The following is a 13,579-nucleotide window of genomic DNA, read 5'->3' as shown; positions in this document are numbered from 1 at the left end:
GCCTGACTGCCCGCGAGGCGGGCTGTGCCTGACTGCCCGCGAGGCGGGCTGTGCCTGACTGCCCGCGAGGCGGGCTGTGCCTGACTGCCCGCGAGGCGGGCTGTGGGTCTCCAGTGTTGAACTCGCCGGTTCCCACGGTTGGACTCGCGGGTCTGGTTCGTTGGACACGCGCGCGGTGCTGGCTTGCGGGGTGGTGGGGCTGACGGGCTACAGGCGGCCGGCTGCCTTGAGGGCGAGGTATCGGTCGGCGAGGGCGGGCGCCAGTTCCGACGGGACGGCGTCGACGACCTCCACGCCGCGGGCGGCGAGGAGCGCGGCCATGCGCCGCCGGTCGCCGAGGGCTCGTTCCGCGGCCGCGGCTTCGTAGACGGCCGACACGTCGCCTCGGCCCGTGGCCATCTCCGTGACTCTCGGGTCGGACACCGCTGCCAGCACGAGTCGGTGGCGGTGTGTCAGTGATGGCAGAAGTGGCAGCAATCCCGGCTCCAGCGCGGCCGCGTCCAGGCCGGTGAGCAGCACGACCAGCGAGCGTCGGCGGGCGCGGCGCAGGATCTCCGCGACCATGCCGCCGGCGTCGGACTCCACGAGTTCCGGTTCGAGTGGCGCCATCGCGTTGACCATCGCCGACAGGACCTCGCCTGCCGCCGCGCCCGACACGGCCGTGCGGAGCCGTCGGTCGTAGGCGATCAGGTCGACGCGGTCGCCCGCTCGGGACGCCAGCGCGGCGAGCAGTAGGGCGGCGTCCATCGCCGCGTCCAGTCTTGGGGCGTCGCCGACTCGTCCGGCCGAGGTTCGGCCGGTGTCCAGGACCAGCAGCACGTGACGGTCGCGTTCGGGTCGCCACGTGCGCACCACGACCTCCGACGCCCGCGCCGTCGCCCGCCAGTCGATCGACCGGACGTCGTCGCCGATGACGTATCCGCGCAGCGAGTCGAATTCCGTGCCGGCGCCGCGCACCATCACCGCGCGGCGACCGTCGAGCTCGCGCAGCCGTTCCAGCCGGGCGGGCAGGTGCCGGCGGCTCGGGAACGGCGGCAGCACACGCACGGTCCACGGCACCTCGTGCGCGCCCTGCCGCGCGGCCAAACCCAGTGGCCCGACCGCGCGGACGGTGACCCGGTGGGCGCGGCGATCACCGCGTCGGGTCGGGAGCAGTCGGGTCGCCACGGTTCGGTGACCCGCCGGCGGCACGTCGATCGGATGCCGGTCGGCGATCGGGCCGGCACCCGGCGGCCACGCGTCACGCAGCACACCGCGGAGCCGGCGCGTGCCAGTGTTGTGCACCGACAGCGTCACCTCCGCCGGCTCCCCGAGTCGGACGGCGGTCGCCCCGGTGCGTTCGAAGGTCAGCCCACGTACCCGGCCCGCCAACAGCAGGTCCGCACCAACGCCCATCGCGATCACCGCCGCGACCGCCAGCACACCGGTCCACGACGGCAGCAGCACGGCGACCACCGCGACGCCGAACAGGGCGACGAGCGCGACCCGGCCGGTGAGTGCCATCAGCGCGGGACCGGCACGGCGGCGAGCACCCCGTCGAGCACGCCCTCGGCGGTCGCCCCCTCCAGCTCCGCCTCCGGCCGCAGCTCCAGCCGGTGCCGCAACGCCGGACGGGCCAGCGCCTTGACGTCGTCCGGCGTCACGTAGTCACGGCCAGACAGCCACGCCCAGGTCCGCGCCGCGGCCATCAACGCCGTCGCGCCGCGCGGGGACACGCCGAGCCGCACCGCGGGGGAGGACCGGGTGGCACGGCACACGTCGACCACGTAGCCGATCACGTCTGGCCGCAGGGTCACCGCGCGCACCGCGGCCCGGCCCGCTTCGAGATGCGCCCGCCCGGCGACCGGCCGCACCCCGGCACCGCTGAGGTCACGCGGGTCGAAGCCGTTCGCGTGTCGCAGCAGGACGTTCACCTCGTCGTCCCGGCTCGGCAGCGCCATCGTGAGCTTGAGCAGGAAACGGTCGAGCTGGGCCTCCGGCAGCGGATAGGTCCCCTCGTACTCCACAGGGTTCTGCGTGGCGATCACCATGAACGGGTCCGGCAGCGAACGGGGCTGCCCCGCCACGGACACCTGCCGCTCCTCCATCGCCTCCAACAACGACGACTGCGTCTTCGGCGGCGTCCGGTTGATCTCGTCGGCGAGCAGCAGGTTGGTGAACACCGGGCCTTCACTGAACGAGAACTCGGCGGAATGGGCGTCGTAGACCAGCGAACCGGTGATGTCGCCGGGCATCAGGTCGGGCGTGAACTGCACGCGCGCGGTGTGCAGGTCGAGCGCCGCCGACAGCGCACGCACCAGCAGCGTCTTGGCCACACCGGGCACGCCCTCGATCAGCACGTGCCCCCGGCACAACAACGCCACGATCAACCCGGTGACCGCCGCGTCCTGGCCGACGACCGCCTTGGCGACCTCCGTGCGCAACGCGACCAGTGCCTCCCTGGCCGCGTCGGCGTCCACCGCCGGCATGTCCGTTCGCGTCATGATCCCCCCACCTCGTTCTCCAGCGCGTCCAACGCGTCGGCGAGCCGCACAAGCTCCGCCTCACCGGTTGCCGGCGGACCGTACAGCAGCGCGTGCGTCTGAGTCTCGGGCCGGCCCGTGCGTCGCGCGATCGTGGCCACCACCTCCTGCGGCCCCGCGTTCCGCGTGAGGCCGAGCCGGCGGATCAGGCGGTCCCGCGCGGCATGGCGGAGGATCTCGCCGGCGTGGTCGGCGGCCCGCGCCCTGCGGTAGAGCCGGGCCCGCCCTTCGACGGTCTCGGCCGCCCGCACCACGACCGGCAGTGGCTCGGTCACCACCGGACCCAACCGCCGCGCGCGCCACAGCGCCACGAGCACCACCGCGATGGCGAGTTGTAGCAGTCCGAAGCGGACACCGTCGGGCACCAGGTCCACCAGTGAGCGTTCCGCCGGGCCGAGCGCCGGGTCGTCCAGTGACGGGACGTACCAGACGAGCCGGTCGTGGCGGCCAAGCAACCGCATCGTGAGCGCGGCGTTGCCCACCTCGTCGAGCCGGGCGTTGGTCAGCGGCTCGCCGGTGCCAAGCAGCGTCACCGTGCGTCTGTCCTCAGTGGACTGGACCAGTGTGGCGGCGTAACACGACATGGCGTCCGACCGGTACCGGACGCCGCCCGTGGTGGCCTCACCCGCTGTGACGGCGTTCTCCAGCGCACAGGACGGTGCCCGGTCGGTGATCTCGGCGTCGCCCACGACCCGCGTGCCAGGGACCACCGCGTCCACTGTGTCTTGTCCGGGCGCGATCAGCACCAGGTCGCCGGCGAGCGTGTCCAGGCGCTGCGGCGGCACCCAGTCCGGATTCGTGACGAGCACGGTGGCGCCGGGCGCGGCCCGTTCCGCGTCCGCCGCGGTGCGCACCAGGTCCACCCGAACCCCCTCGGCGGCGAGCAGGCGTGCCAACGCGCGACCGCCCTCCGGGGCGAAGGAATCCGGGTCGAGCCTGCCGCCGTCGCCACCGCCGCGCATCATGGCGATCACGACGCTCACCCCGATGATCATCAGGACGATCGCGGCGGGCGCTCGGACGGTCCGCCAGACCCGGCGGGCGTCGGGGCTGACCGAGGTGGTCACCGCGCCGCCATGGCGGGCCGCTCAGCCTGGAGCGCCGTGTCCAGCGCGGCAACGGCGTCGTAGCCGGCCTCGGTCGGGGGATGTCCGCCGTAGACCACGTCGTCGAACAGCGTCGCGGCGGCACGTAGCTCGCTCGCCCGATGTGGCAGCCGCTGGCCGGCCTGCGCGGCGATCTCGTCCACCGTGCGCCCGGACCGCTCGTCGAGCACGCCGCGGCCGTCGAGTTCCCGCACGATCGCGCGGAAGCGTTCCCGCACGGCCGTGCCGAGATCGCCCCTGTCCCGCGCCGCCTCCGCCGCCTGCCGGTAGTCCTCGGAGGAGCGGCCGCGGTCGACGGTGACCACATCGCTCCGCAGGCTCCTCGCGAGCGGGCCGACCCGCAGCCGAATCACGATGAACACCACGACCGCCAGCAACAGCAGGATCATCGCGCCGACCAGACCGCCTGGCGCGACGTCACCGACCGCGGACAGCACGTCGCCAAGGAACCGGCCGATCCGCTCGAAAACCTGTTGCGGGAACGACGGTTCGGCGGCCGCGTACGCCGGGTCGGCCAGCTCCCGGGCCGCGGCCTCACGGGCAGCGTCCGGGTCGACCTCCACGGGCACGGCGATCACTGTGTTCCGGCCGCCCGTGCCAACTCGATGTCCAGGCCTTCGCGGCGCATCCGCTGGTCGGTGTAGAGCAACGCGATCACCGCGGCGGCGAACGGTTCGGTGAGCGTGCTGGCGATGATGCCGCCGGCCGTCGACAGCACCAGGTACTCGGTCGTCAGCGGGGCTGCTTGGAACGTGAAGCCACCGCCAAAGGCCTCGAACGGCACGGAGATGACGAACGCGAGAAAGAACGCGATGACCGCCGCGAGCAACGTGATGCCGAAGATCCGCCACCACGACCCGGAAACCAGCCGCCGTGACCGGCCGAACGCCTGCCCGACACGGGCGTTCTCGAGCACGAGCGCGGGTGTGGCGAGGCAGAACATGACCCACAGCCAGATGCCGACCGGGATGAGCCCGAGGATCAACAACACCCCGAGCGGCGGCACGAGCGCCGTGACCATGACCACGATGAACACGACGCCGATCATGATGGCCGGATAGATGAGCGTCAGCCCGAGCAGCGGCAGCATCCGGGACCGCACCTTCGTCCAGACCTCCTTGACGCTCAACGACTGCCCGAGCACCGCGGAGCCAACGACGGCCGTGACGAACCCCGACAGGAACACCCGGGAGACGATCAGGAGGACGATCGAGATCCCGGTGACCGCGAGACTCGCGCCGACAATGCTCCAGAGCTCGCTTTCGGTCGTGTTGTTGGGGTCGAGCGTGGCGGCCCGGCCGAGATCGTCGAGCAGGGGATAGGTCGCCGCGAGCACGATCAGCTGGGTCACGGTCACGACGATCGCCGCCACACCGAGCATCAGCTTGGGATGGCGGCGCATGGTGGAGATCGCGCCGTCGAGGATCTCGCCCAACCCCAACGGACGAAGCGGGATCACCCCGGGCTTGATCGCCCAGCCCGTCTGCCCGTACCCACCGCCACCCACCGGCGGCATCGGCGCCACGCCCTGCCATGCGGGCTGCCCACTCCACCCCTGCTGGCCGGGCATGGCTTGCCCGGTCCAGCCTGCTTGGCCGGGCGCGGGCTGCCCGGTCCAGTCGGGTTGGCCGGGCGCGGGCTGCCCGGTCCAGCCGGGTTGGCCGGGCGCGGGTTGGCCGGTCCAGCCGGGTTGGCCACTCCAGCCCTGCTGGCCGTGCTGCCCCGGCACGGGTTGCCCGGTCCAGCTTTGCTGCCCGGAATCGGCTTGCCCTGCCCAGCCCGGTTGGGCCGGATCGGGTGGTGTGCCTTGTGTTGCGGAGGTCGGCTGTTCGGAAACGGCCCCCGCGACGGGGTTTGGTTGCGCGGCTGACCCGACGCCCTCCGGCTGTTCGGGTGTGGCCTGTTCAGTGGGGTTTGGTTGCGGGTTTTCGTTGGCGTCGGCTGGCTGTTGGAAGGTGGCCTGTGCGTCCGGGCTTGGTGGCGTGGCTTGGCTGGCGCCGTCCGGTTGTTCGGGTGTGGCCTGTTCGGTGGAGAGTGGTTGTGTGCCTTCGCTGGCCGCGGCTGCTTGATCCGGGTCGACCGGGCTGCTGGAGCTTGCGGTCGCCGGTTGTCCCGTCGGGTTTGGTTGTGCCGGCCCGGTCGGCTCGTCAGCGGTGCCTGCCGGTGTGGCGGGAGATGTCTCGCCCGGCGGGGTTGGCTCGTCGTCGCCCGGTCTCCGGTCCCGCGGGTCCGAGGTGTCGGTCATCTTGCCCCCAGAGTGTCGTTCTTGGACGAGACATCCTGTCAGACCGGCGGTGCGAATGGGTTGCTGTCCGGTGACGACGGTGGCGGCGGCGGGGCCGCCGGTTGCGCCGGGGGCACGGACCACGGCGCCGGGCCCGAGAGTCCGACCCGGGCCTGCTCGCGGGCGCGGCGTTCGGCGAGTACGGCGGCCAGGTAGTCCACCGGTCGGGCGCCTGGTGGCACGGGCACACCGATGTGTTGGCTCACGTCCCCGGCGAGGCGCCACGCCAGCTCGTCGGCGGCGCCCGCGTTGAAGTCGAGCCGGCGGGCCAGGTAGCTGCGGACGGCCAGCGCGAGGCCGTCCGGAAGTCGGGACAGGTCGAGGGTGGCCGCCCACCCCGCGTACCCCGCCGGCATCCACAGCGGCGCCGCGGTTCCACCGGCGGGCATCCGCTCCCGCACGACCACCGTGCCGGCCAGCAGGTCTCCCACCCGCTTCCCCTTCACCGAGGACAGTGACACGAACACAGCGACGGCGCCGGCGAGACCCAGCGCCCAGAAGTCGACGAAGAAACCGGCGAGCCCACGTACGAGTGCGTGGCGGAACCGGATCGGGCCGCCGTCGTCGCGGACCACCCGCAAACCCAGCGCCAGCTTGCCGAGTGTGCGGCCTCGGCTCAGCGTCTCCGCGGTGACCGGGTAGCCGACCAGCACGGCCACGACGATGAGCAGCCCGAGCGCGATCTCCAGCGCGGAGTCCAGCGGGCTCGGGCCGGACAGCACCACGAGCGCCAGCAACCCGAGGGCCGCGAACTGGCACAGCAGGTCGAGCGCGAGCGCGAGGCTGCGGCTCGCGAGCCGGGCCAGCCGGAGATCGAGTGCGACTGCCTCGCCGGTCACCACATCGGACACGTCGTCACTATCGCAGCTCGGCGGGACCGTTGTATCGACAACCTCGATACAGTCGGATGGTGAAACTGTTCCGGTCGCTCGGATCCGTCCTCATCGTGTCGGGAATCGCCCTCGGGGCACCCGTTTCCGCGTCGGCCGCGCCGCCGGTGGAGGTGGGTGGAGGGACGTTCTCGGTCCTCTCCTACAACATCGCCGGGCTGCCGGAAGGGCTGTCCAGCGGGAATCCCGAGGCGAACACGCCGATCATCGGCCAGCGGATCAGGCCGTACGACATCGTGGCCGTCCAGGAGGACTTCAACTACCACGCCTCCCTCTACGCGAACGACACGCACCCGTTCCGCACTCCCACCAGCGGTGGCGCCGGGTTCGGCGACGGGCTCAACACGCTGTCGGACCACCCGTACTCAGACCTCACCCGCGACGACTGGAACGCCTGCAACGGGACGGACTGCCTGACGCCAAAGGGGTTCACCTGGTCGCGCGTCCGGCTGGCCGAGGGTGTCCTGATCGACTTCTACAACCTGCACCCCAACGCCGGCTCCACCGACGCCGACCTGGCCGCCCGGCGGGCGAACATCACCGAGCTGTCGGCGTTCATCGCCGCCAACTCGGTCGGCAACGCGGTCGTCGTCGCCGGCGACACCAACACCCGCTACACCCGTACCGGCGACAACATCCGCGACCTGTTGTCCACCAACGGGTTGACCGACGCCTGGGTCCAGGAGGAGCGGGGCGGCGTGCCACCCGCGGCCGGCAGCCCCGCGCTGGTCTGCGACGACACCGCCGTGACCGACGCCTGCGAGGTCGTCGACAAGATCCTCTACCGCGGCAACCGGTACGTCACGCTGACCCTCGACCGGTACGGCAACGAGAACGCGGCGTTCCGCACGAGCGACGGCAAGATGCTGTCCGACCACTACCCGATCGCGGCGGAGTTCCGGTGGACGCTCAACCCCGGCCTGTCCCTGAGCGACGAGTTCGGCGGCCCGCACGGCACGCCGTTCACCGACGTCGCCTCGGTGCCGGTCGGGCAGCGGGTCACACAGGTGAGCGTTCGCGCCGGCACCCGGGTGGACCAGGTGGGGCTCACGCTCGCCGGCGGCACCTCGTACACGCACGGCGGCACCGGTGGGACGCTCCGGCAGCTGACCCTCGCCGCCGGGGAGCACCTCACCGCCGTGACCCTCCACTCAGGACAGCGGGACGGCCGGACCAGGATCTTCGCCGTCGGCTTCACGACCAGCACTGGCCGAACCCTGTCCGGCGGAACCACGACGGCCGACTCCGCCACGTTCACCGCGCCCGCCGGTTGGCAGATCGCCGGCTTCCACGGCCGCGCGGGCGCCGAGGTCGACAAGCTGGGCGTCATCTACACCCGCGTCCCGTAACTCACACGCTCGTGCTGACTTCCTCACGGGGAGCCAGGGAAGGGGTGTCGACCACGTCCCGCGCGCGGGACAGCTGCGTCACCCCGAAACCGCTCAGCACGGCGCAGACGAGCGCGATGACCATCTCGACCGGTGTCGTGGCGAGGTTCTCGCCGAGCAGCGCCACCCCGATGGCGGTGGCGGTGGCCGGGTTGACCAGGTTGGTCACGGCGAGCGGGGCGGCGAGACCGTCACGGTAGGAGCGCTGCGTGACCAGCGTCGCGACGACCGCGAACACGGCGATGGCGATGACGGCGACGATCGTGACGGGCCGCAGCAGCGTCGCCGGCCCGGCGTCGCCCACGGTCACCACGACGGTCTGGCACAGGGCCGAGCAGACCGAGTACGCCATGCCACCCGCGACCGCCTCCCACAGCGTCGACGCCCCCGGTCGCCGTCCCTTCAGGCTGAGGACCCCGACGACGGCGGCCGTGGCCGCCGCCAGCCCGATCAACTCACCGGAGGTGAGTGTCTCGCCAGGTCCCGTGGTGGTGATGATCAGCGCAAGACCGGCGAGCCCGATCACCGTGTTGGTCATACCACTGAGCTCGAGCCGGGTCACCCGCCGTTTCGCCGCCATCGCCGCGAACGGCACGGCGATCACGAGCGTGAGCACACCGAGCGGCTGGATCAGCGACAGCGGGCCGAAGCCGAGCGAGGTGACGTGCAGTGCGGCGCCGAGCCCGTTGAGCCCGAGCGCCAGCCACAACGCCGGGACACGGATCAGCTCCCGCACGGCGAGGTGGGCGTACCGGGCCTGGATGAGCGCCGCGGCGGCGTAGGCGATGGCAACCGCCACGCACAGCACGATGGTGATGATCAGGTCGGTCATCGCAAGCGGTCGCCCACTCTCTCGGTTCGCCCGGCGGAACGGGTGTGGCCCAGCGTCCTCGTTCGGACGTGCCGAGGCCCGGGTGTGGTGACACCGGGGCTTGATCGCAGAGTAGCGCCCGGGCGCTCGCGGCGAGGTCGAATCGAGTGTGAGCACTCCCACCCGCTGTTCAGGCAACCTTCTGCCACAGGCCACTTGGACCTGCTCCTACGTCATCCTTTTCTTGTGGTTGTCGTCAAGTTCGGTGTGGCGGGCGGTCAGGGTGCTCGCCAGCTCGGCGAGCTTGATGTTGAGGTCCTGCGAGGTGCGACGCAGCAGGTCGAAGGCCTCCTCGGCGTCGATGCCGCGGCGTTGCATCAGGATGCCCTTGGCCTGTCCGATGATGTCCTTGGTGTCCAGTGCCTTGCGCAGTTGGACCTCGCGGAGGTCGGCGAGACGCACGGCCTCGGTGTTCGCCACGGCCAGCGAAGCGTGGGTGGCCAGCAGGAGTGCGCGGTCGCGGTCGAGCTCCCCGCCGAGCCGATCCGGCTCACGGGAGTAGATGTTGAGCGCCCCAGACAGGTTCGGCGCGGTGACGTCCGGCAGCAACGCGGTGGAGAGGACGGACCGGTAGCCGCGCTGGACGGCGTCCGGGCCGAACCGCGGCCACCGCACGCTCTGGGCCAGGTCAGGGCTGTAGGTGTAGGCGAGGCCCGGATCCCGGGCGGCGTCGTAACAGGGGCTGCCCGCCGGGTGCGGCGCATCGGGCGGGCGCGCGACGAATTCCGCCTTGTCCCTGCCCCAGTCATCGGTTCGGGGCGTTTCCATCGGGTTCGGGTACCCGGATTACGGGTGCGGAACATGGCCGCCGCTGGGCTGTCCTCCCGGGGGAGACGGCATGACGTCACCGAGAGCATCGTGCTGACCGCGGTCGAGAGCCTGCTCAGGTGGGCCCGCACGGCCGCGGCGAGCTGACGAGCCGGAACGTGTAAGCACCCGTCGCCGAGGTCACCGTTACCCGGTACCTGGTGTTCGCGGTGACCGTCCAGCAGCCGTCGCCGTCGTCGGGGGCGCCCCGGAGTCGGACGGTGATGCGTGCGGGCTGGGCGTCGCGCAGGGCGACGTGCGTCGCCGTGCCCGTGTCGAGCAGGTAGCTGTCCTGCTCGTCGGCGGTCTCGATCGTGCCGTGGACCGTCTCGCCGAGCGTCACCACCGGTTCCGACGGCGGCTCGTCGCCGGCACCGGTGGTGACCCACAGGCCCAGCAGCAGCGTGGCGATCAGGCCGGCCGCGACGAGCAGTCCCCGCGTCCGCATGGGGCGCGTTCGCTCCGCGGCCGGCGCCACGCTGCGCGCCGTCACCGGGAACGCGGCCGATTCCTCGGCCGTGAACGCCTCCTCGTCGCGTAGGAATCGACGGTAGGTTGCCAGGGCGGCGTCAAGGGTCCGGTCCAGGTCGGCGGGGTTCGGGTCGGTCACCACCGCGTCCGGGCACACGAAACCGTGCAGCAGTCGCAGTGGCCGGCTGTGCTCGTCGACCGGATCGTCCGGCTCGCCGATGTCGTCGCCGCGTAACCGGTGGGCCGCCCAGACCAGGCACAGTGGACGGTCTCGCGGGCCGACGACCTCCCGTGTCGCGACCGGGTCCGACGGCGGGCCGACGACCTCCTCCAGGAAGCCTTCCGCGCCGTCGCGCACCAGGAACGCGGGGGCGGCGAGCACGGTGTAGCCGCGGCGCCGACCCCGCGCGATCAGGAACGGCCACGCGGTCGCGGCGGTCACGGCACGTCCAACCGGGAGGCCGGCAACCGTGCCTCCAGCACCGATGTCTGGTGCCGCAGGCTGCTGATGACCGCGCGCCGCGCCAGGATCGCCTGCTGTGCGCGCCGGTCGGCCTCGTCGAGCCGTGCACCGCGGTCGCTGCCCGGCAGTGGAGCCGGACCGCCGGTCGCGTCCACGAACGGGGCCAGCCACGAGCCCACCAGCAGGCCGAGCCCACCGGTCGCCAGCGTGCGGCCGGTCCGGTGCAGCACGAACGTGCCGAGTGCGTTCAGCGCGTCGCTCGGGCGCATCCTGGCCTGGCGCCGGGCCTGCGCCACGAGCGCCTGCCGGGTCGCGGCGTCCAGTGCCAGCTCTGTCTGCATGAGCACGTCGGGGACCACTGTGGACAGCGGAATGTCGACGTTCTCCGGTTCGATCCGGCCGCCGGCCTTCTTGTGCACCGTGCCGTCGTCGAGCTTCGCGAAGTCGTGTCCCACCGCGGTGACCGGGATCAGCCGGATGACGCGGCGCCTGCTGTGCTCACGCACCAGGTCCCGGAAGCCGGCGATGCCCAACAGCAGGTTGCGCACGATGCCGAGCCGCACGTTCGCGTCGGGGTGCAGTTCGTCGAGCAGGTCCCACTTCGTGATCACGAACGCGATCGGGCTGTGCGCGGTGAACATCGTGCTCACCATGGTGTCGACCGTGCGCTGCAGGATCGCCGCGCCGCGGTGGTGGCCGCGGAACGCCTGCAGCACCCGCAGCCCGTCGACGATGCCGATCAACGCGTCCGCCTGCCCGACGGCCGACAGGAGCTGTGCCTGCATGGCAGAACCGGCTGGCTGCGGTTCGGTGAGCAGCTCGCCCGCGTACTCCAGGTACCCGATCCGCAGCACCGGCTCCTGACCCTGCCCCGTCGCGGTGAGCAGGTCGAACTCGAACTCACGCATCTCCGACTTGCTGGTGCCGGCCGGCCAGACGTCCGACGGGTCGGCCACGTCCTGGAACCAGCTGGTCAGGTCGATCACCTGTGCGTGCGGCGCCTTGAGGTAGAAGCCGCGCTCGGCAGGCGTCTGCATGCACCGGTACATGCTGGCCAGCAGGATCGTCTTGCCCGCCCCCTGCGTGCCAAGCGTCACGACGTTCAGCCTCGGCACCTCCGTGGCGAGCGCCCGCGGATCGGGTGTGCGTTCACCCCGCCCGCGCAACCGCCGAGCCAGCAGCACCAACGCGAGGCCGATCACCACACTGGCGACCACCGCCCCGATTCCACTCCCCATGCCGCGCCTCCGCCCCTCCGGCCGGTCTTTCCGGAACCAGAGATGGCGGAGACGCGGGTCTGATACACCTCAGAGCACGACGCCGTCCAACTGCACCGTCTGCACCGAACCTGCCGGGAACGCCACGCGCACCAGCTTGCCGCTCGGCACCACGTCCGCCCGGCGCACGTAGCGGTCCCCACCCGAAGCCGTCACGGTGGTCCACCGGGCGGCCGTGGTGGTGGGCACGGTCGTGAACCGCGACAGGTCGAACGTGATCGTCTGCGCCGCGCCGCTGTTGACCGCCGCGAGCACGAGGCGGCGGGCGCCCGCGTCGTAGGCGGCCACGGACGTGTCCGTGCTCGCGCCGAGGATCCGCATGCCCGGCCGGATGTGCCGGGTGAACTGGGCCAGCACGTACAGCTTCGTCTCCACCGGGCCTGCCTGGAGCGAACTCCCGTCGTAGCGGATCAGGCCCCAGCCCGCGGTCGGGTCCATCACCTGCCAGTAGCACCACGCTGTCGGGTGCAGCCAGCGGAAGTCCAGGCACAGGTTGCCCGCCATCCGCAGGCCGGTGCCGTCGCCGTCGCCGTACTCCGAGTTCCACAGGATCTTCCCGGCCGACCGGACATCCGTGTACAGCAGGTCGCGACGGCCGCCCTCGTACTGGTAGCCGTGCACGTTCACCTGCGCCACCACCGACCTCGTGGCCGCGTCGAACGCCGCCCAGGTCGAACGGGCCTGGTCGAACAACGACTCGTCGGAGGCCGAGACACGCACGCCGGACAGGCCGCGGGCGTTCAACTCCTCGCGCAGGTACTGGAGAATCGTGCGCTGGATGCTCGCGTCGACATGGCAGCCCTCCTGCGTCCCGGTGGCGGTCCACCACGTCGCGACCGGCTCGTTGAACGGGTCCACGGTGCGGAAGTTCACACCCCAGCTGTCGCGTGCGCGCCTGGCCGTCTCCGCGAGGTGGGCCGCGTGCTGGCGGTAGTTCCACGACTGGAGGTTGTTCCCGCCGCCCGAGGCGCCGGACGGGTTGTGGTTGAGGCACATCCACCACATCGGCGAGTTCGCGAACAGCTCCGTCATCGCGCCGCGGGCCACCGCCTTCGTCAGCGCCGCGCGCTGCTTGGCGTCCGCCGCCCAGCGCCACTGGTTCGGGTCGGTGACGTTCCAGTCCTGCCAGAACCCCTCGATCTGCTTGAACCGCGGGATGTTCGGCGAGGCCACCATCGTCTCGCCGTTCACGGTGTTCCAGCTGGACGCCCCGAGGTTGTAGCGGGCGATGTTCATGCCGAGTCCTGGCAGCGACGCACCGCCGTAGGACACGGTGTTCGTGGTGAAGAACAGGTTGGCGAAGTCGTCCCGGTCGCCGAACACGTTGGCCCACCAGGCCAACGACGTGCCCCAACCCTCCCAGGTACCGAAGTTGGCGGTCGGGTCGACGCTGATGGTGGTGTCGGCGCTCGCGACGCTGGTGCCCAACGTGGTGCCCACCGCCGCGGCGGCCGCGGCGGACAGCACTGTCCTGCGGGTGACCATTGGTCTGTCCTTTCC

Annotated in this window: 12 protein-coding genes; 1 reads left to right on the top strand and 11 read right to left on the bottom strand. The window is 71.7% G+C overall.

Features of this window, described 5'->3' with window-relative positions:
* Positions 1 to 207 precede the first annotated feature (207 nt).
* From VF106_RS07850 to VF106_RS07825, 6 genes are all read right to left on the bottom strand, one after another.
* A complete protein-coding gene (locus VF106_RS07850) occupies positions 208 to 1,503 on the bottom strand; it encodes a DUF58 domain-containing protein (RefSeq protein ID WP_330838919.1) in 1,296 nt (431 codons plus the stop codon).
* Positions 1,503 to 2,483 (bottom strand): AAA family ATPase, encoded by a 981-nt coding sequence (locus tag VF106_RS07845; RefSeq protein ID WP_330838918.1) that lies wholly within the window; start codon positions 2,481 to 2,483, stop codon positions 1,503 to 1,505. The genes VF106_RS07850 and VF106_RS07845 overlap by 1 nt, the downstream gene beginning before the upstream one ends.
* Entirely contained in the window at positions 2,480 to 3,589 is a 1,110-nt protein-coding gene (locus tag VF106_RS07840; protein WP_330838917.1) for a DUF4350 domain-containing protein, read from the bottom strand. The genes VF106_RS07845 and VF106_RS07840 overlap by 4 nt, the downstream gene beginning before the upstream one ends.
* Positions 3,586 to 4,197 carry a DUF4129 domain-containing protein gene (locus VF106_RS07835; protein ID WP_330838916.1) on the bottom strand — a complete coding sequence of 204 codons (612 nt, stop codon included), beginning with the start codon at positions 4,195 to 4,197 and terminating at the stop codon, positions 3,586 to 3,588. Before VF106_RS07835 ends, VF106_RS07840 begins: the two co-directional genes overlap by 4 nt.
* Before the next feature lie 5 nt (positions 4,198 to 4,202).
* The gene (locus tag VF106_RS07830) at positions 4,203 to 5,357 is read right to left on the bottom strand and encodes a DUF7847 domain-containing protein (protein WP_330838915.1); all 1,155 of its coding nucleotides are present in this window, start codon (positions 5,355 to 5,357) and stop codon (positions 4,203 to 4,205) included.
* Positions 5,358 to 5,911: 554 nt separating this feature from the next.
* The gene (locus VF106_RS07825) at positions 5,912 to 6,763 is read right to left on the bottom strand and encodes an RDD family protein (RefSeq protein ID WP_330838914.1); all 852 of its coding nucleotides are present in this window, start codon (positions 6,761 to 6,763) and stop codon (positions 5,912 to 5,914) included.
* 59 nt (positions 6,764 to 6,822) lie between these two features.
* Between VF106_RS07825 and VF106_RS07820 the strand changes: the two genes are divergently transcribed.
* Positions 6,823 to 8,151 (top strand): jacalin-like lectin, encoded by a 1,329-nt coding sequence (locus tag VF106_RS07820; protein ID WP_330838913.1) that lies wholly within the window; start codon positions 6,823 to 6,825, stop codon positions 8,149 to 8,151.
* Between the two features lies 1 nt (position 8,152).
* Here the strand turns inward: VF106_RS07820 and VF106_RS07815 are convergent, their stop codons facing one another.
* The 5 genes from VF106_RS07815 to VF106_RS07795 form a co-directional block, all read right to left on the bottom strand.
* Entirely contained in the window at positions 8,153 to 9,022 is an 870-nt protein-coding gene (locus tag VF106_RS07815; protein ID WP_330838912.1) for a DMT family protein, read from the bottom strand.
* Positions 9,023 to 9,229: 207 nt separating this feature from the next.
* Positions 9,230 to 9,829 (bottom strand): ANTAR domain-containing response regulator, encoded by a 600-nt coding sequence (locus VF106_RS07810; protein WP_330838911.1) that lies wholly within the window; start codon positions 9,827 to 9,829, stop codon positions 9,230 to 9,232.
* Between the two features lie 115 nt (positions 9,830 to 9,944).
* Positions 9,945 to 10,781 carry a hypothetical protein gene (locus VF106_RS07805; RefSeq protein WP_330838910.1) on the bottom strand — a complete coding sequence of 279 codons (837 nt, stop codon included), beginning with the start codon at positions 10,779 to 10,781 and terminating at the stop codon, positions 9,945 to 9,947.
* A complete protein-coding gene (locus tag VF106_RS07800) occupies positions 10,778 to 12,040 on the bottom strand; it encodes a hypothetical protein (protein ID WP_330838909.1) in 1,263 nt (420 codons plus the stop codon). The genes VF106_RS07805 and VF106_RS07800 overlap by 4 nt, the downstream gene beginning before the upstream one ends.
* A 69-nt stretch (positions 12,041 to 12,109) precedes the next feature.
* Positions 12,110 to 13,564 carry a glycoside hydrolase gene (locus VF106_RS07795; protein ID WP_330838908.1) on the bottom strand — a complete coding sequence of 485 codons (1,455 nt, stop codon included), beginning with the start codon at positions 13,562 to 13,564 and terminating at the stop codon, positions 12,110 to 12,112.
* Positions 13,565 to 13,579: the final 15 nt, after the last annotated feature.

The organism is Actinophytocola sp. (assembly GCF_036378875.1).
Lineage (GTDB): Bacteria > Actinomycetota > Actinomycetes > Mycobacteriales > Pseudonocardiaceae > Actinophytocola.
Note: the sequence above shows the minus strand (reverse complement) of the source record. Positions and strands in the feature narration are given on the sequence as shown.